The sequence below is a fragment of the Lutibacter sp. genome, assembly GCF_040883305.1.
In the GTDB taxonomy this organism is placed as follows: Bacteria; Bacteroidota; Bacteroidia; order Flavobacteriales; family Flavobacteriaceae; genus Lutibacter.
Genome location: NZ_JBFLKT010000392.1, coordinates 1 through 3,878 on the forward strand (window position 1 = coordinate 1; position 3,878 = coordinate 3,878).

Consider the following 3,878-nt stretch of genomic DNA (forward strand, 5'->3'; position numbering starts at 1 on the left):
CATCTTTTGAAAAACCAGCAGCAAAATCAGCTTGTAAAATGGTTGACGCTGATAATGTGGATGAATTAGTGAATTTACTTCATACAGAAGCAAAAGTTATTTAATAAATAGTTCAACAACGTTTAAAAAAATAAAAATATATGTCAGTTTTAGTTTTAGCCGAAGTATCGGAAGGAAAATTTAAAAAATCAACGTTTGAAGTTACATCTTACGGAAAAAAAGTTGCTGAACAATTAAATACAAATCTTGTAGTTCTTGCAATAAATGCAACCGAAAACGAAACACTCTATAAATATGGTGCAGAAAAAGTATTAAATGTTTCTAACGAGGCGTTGGCTACTTTTAATGCAAAAATAGTTGCAAACATTGTTAAGCAAGCTGCTGAAAAAGAAAATTCAACGGTTGTTATAATAGATTCAAATGCAAATGGTTTGTATTTAGCACCGCTGGTTGCAGTTAATTTAAATGCAGGTTTTGCAAGTAATGTTATGGCTTTACCTAGCTCAACTTCTCCGTTTGTAGTAAAACGAAAAGCATTTTCGAGCAAGGCTTTTAATAATTGTGAAATATCTACTGAAGTCAAAATAATTGCACTGGCTAAAAATTCTTACGGAGTTTTTGAAAACGAAGTTTCAGGAACGACTGAAAGTTTTTCACCAGAAATAGCGAATAGCGATTTAACTTCAGAATCTATTGAACAAACTACTGGTACCGTAACTATTGCAGATGCTGATATTGTGGTTTCTGCAGGTCGTGGCTTAAAAGGTCCTGAAAACTGGGGAATGGTTGAAGAATTAGCAAGCATTTTAGGTGCTGCAACTGCTTGCTCTAAACCTGTTTCAGATTTAGGTTGGAGACCACATAGCGAACACGTTGGTCAAACTGGTAAACCTGTTGCTTCTAATTTATATATTGCTATTGGTATTTCAGGAGCAATTCAACATTTAGCCGGAATTAATTCATCTAAAGTAAAAGTTGTAATTAATACCGACGCCGAAGCACCGTTTTTTAAAGCTGCTGATTACGGCATTGTTGGTGATGCTTTTGAAGTAATTCCAACATTAATAGAAAAGTTAAAAGAATTTAAAGCAAATAACGCATAATTTTATTAAATTGTGCCTCTTAACAAGGCTGTCTAATTTTTGGACCAAAAGTCCTTTGATTAGACAGCCTTTTTTGCTAATTTTAACGTATGAGTTTAGTCCGTCTAAATATAAAAGGAATATCCTACAGCCAAACTCAAAGTGGTGCTTATGCATTGGTTTTGAGTGAAGAAGAAGGAAACAGAACATTACCTATTGTAATTGGTGCTTTTGAAGCGCAATCTATTGCAATTGCATTGGAAAAAGAAATTAAACCACCTAGACCATTAACACATGATTTGTTTAAAACATTTGCTGATAGATTTCAAATAAAAATTAAACAAGTAATTATTCATAAATTAGTTGATGGTGTTTTTTACTCTAGTTTAATTTGTGAACGCGACAATATAGAAGAAATTATTGATACTAGAACTTCAGATGCAATTGCTTTAGCAACTCGTTTTAACGCACCTATCTTTACGTATGAAAACATTCTAGATAAGGCAGGCATTTACTTAAAAATGAAAGATGAATTAAGCCCTGGGAAAGAAGACGATATGGGTATAGAAAAATTAATTGAAGAAACTGAACCTGTTAAAAAATCAACTTTTTCAAAAGCCAGTTTGAAACAGTTACATGAAAAACTGGAAAAAGCTGTTCAAGATGAAGATTACGAATTGGCTGCAAAAATTCGTGATGAAATAAATAAACGTACCCAATAACCAAACTTCAAAATGATAAAAAAAATTGGCTTAGCTGCACTACTATTTTTTAGTATTGCATCTGTAAATTCACAAGAAATTACATCTAATTTAATAATAGACAATCAAGGATTTTCAATTACATCTTTATGGAGAGGTGTTTTAGGAATGTTTTCATTATTAGTTGTTGCTTACTTATTTAGCAGTAACAAAAAAGCAATAAATTGGAAAACTGTTGGAGCTGGATTAACAGCCCAGCTTTTAATAGCAATTGGTGTTTTAAAAATTCCTTTTGTTCAAGCAATTTTTGAATTTGTTGGAAGTATTTTTACAAATATTTTAGATTATACCGCTGCTGGTAGTATCTTTTTATTTGGAGGTTTAATGAATAGCGAATCTTATGGCTTTATATTCGTATTCCAAATACTGCCAACTATTATTTTCTTTTCGGCATTAACTTCCCTATTATTTTATTTAGGAATTATTCAAATTATAGTAAAAGGATTGGCTTGGTTACTTACTAAATTGTTGCACATTTCTGGTGCTGAAAGTTTATCTGTTGCTGGAAATATATTTTTAGGTCAAACAGAAGCTCCTTTAATGATAAAAGCATATTTAGAACGTATGAATCGTTCTGAAATATTATTAGTTATGATTGGTGGTATGGCCACGGTAGCAGGTGGTGTTTTAGCCGCATATATTGGTTTTTTAGGAGGAAATGACCCTGTACTACGATTGCATTTTGCCAAACATTTATTAGCCGCGTCTGTTATGGCTGCACCTGGAGCAATTGTAATTTCAAAAATATTATACCCTCAAACCGAAAAGGTAAATACCGATGTAAATGTCTCCCAAGAAAAAATTGGCTCTAATATATTAGATGCTATAGCAAATGGAACAACTGAAGGTTTAAAATTAGCTGCAAATGTTGCTGCAATGTTGTTGGTTTTTGTAGCTATTATTGCAATGCTAAATGGTATGTTAGGTTGGGTTGGAGATGTTACGAATTTAAACGATTGGATGGCTGCAAATACACCGTATCCAAAATTTACTTTAGAAGCTATTTTAGGAACTATTTTTGCGCCTCTAATGTGGTTGATCGGTGTAGCAAAAGAAGATATTATGTTAATGGGACAATTATTAGGTGTAAAATTAGCAGCAAGTGAGTTTGTTGGGTATATTCAATTAGCTGAACTTAAAAATGTTGCAAATATCACCCATTTTACTTATAATAAATCTGTAATTATGGCAACTTACATGCTTTGTGGGTTCGCTAATTTTGCATCCATTGGAATTCAAATTGGAGGTATTGGATCATTAGCTCCAGGACAACGCAAAACATTGTCTGAATTTGGTATAAAAGCCTTAATTGGAGGTTCTTTAGCCTCGCTACTTTCTGCTACAATTGCAGGAATGATTATTGGGTAAAAGCCCCCTAACCAGCGAAGGAGGGATTAGGATTGCTTTTAAACTTTACAACTTTTAAACTTAAAATTAATGAAACAATATTTAGACTTAATTAAACACGTTAACAAAAACGGAATTTTAAAAGAAGACAGAACCGGAACTGGAACAAAAAGTGTTTTTGGGTATCAAATGCGTTTTAATTTAAGTGAAGGGTTCCCTATGGTTACAACAAAAAAACTCCATTTAAAATCTATTATTTATGAATTACTTTGGTTTTTAAAAGGTGATACAAATATTAAATACTTAAAAGATAATAATGTAAAAATTTGGGATGCCTGGGCAAACGAAAAGGGTGATCTAGGACCTGTTTATGGTCATCAGTGGCGTAATTGGAATAGTGAAGGAATAGATCAAATTACTGAAGTAATAAATACGATAAAAACAAATCCAGACAGTAGAAGAATGATAGTTACCGCTTGGAATCCTGGCGTTTTACCAGACACATCCGTTTCGTTTTCTGAAAATGTAGCAAACGGAAAAGCAGCCTTACCTCCTTGTCACGCATTTTTTCAATTTTATGTAACTGACGGAAAATTATCTTGCCAATTATACCAACGAAGTGCAGATATTTTTCTAGGAGTTCCATTTAACATTGCTTCTTATGCCCTGTTAACAATGATGATGGCTC

General features: G+C 32.7%; 4 protein-coding genes and 1 pseudogene. All 5 read left to right on the forward strand.

All coding sequences use genetic code 11. The features are described from left to right. Positions 1–104, forward strand: a pseudogene (locus AB1Z17_RS12545) (electron transfer flavoprotein beta subunit/FixA family protein); the annotation flags it as partial. A gap of 36 nt (positions 105–140) precedes the next feature. Next, entirely contained in the window at positions 141–1,103 is a 963-nt protein-coding gene (locus tag AB1Z17_RS12550; RefSeq protein WP_368052127.1) for an electron transfer flavoprotein subunit alpha/FixB family protein, read from the forward strand. An 89-nt stretch (positions 1,104–1,192) separates the two neighbouring features. Then, entirely contained in the window at positions 1,193–1,804 is a 612-nt protein-coding gene (locus AB1Z17_RS12555) for a bifunctional nuclease domain-containing protein (protein ID WP_368052128.1), read from the forward strand. A 12-nt stretch (positions 1,805–1,816) separates the two neighbouring features. Then, positions 1,817–3,211, forward strand: coding sequence for a NupC/NupG family nucleoside CNT transporter (locus AB1Z17_RS12560; RefSeq protein ID WP_368052129.1), 1,395 nt, complete (start codon positions 1,817–1,819; stop codon positions 3,209–3,211). Positions 3,212–3,280: 69 nt separating this feature from the next. After that, positions 3,281–3,878: thymidylate synthase (locus AB1Z17_RS12565; protein ID WP_368052130.1), on the forward strand; the 598-nt coding region annotated here is incomplete at its 3' end.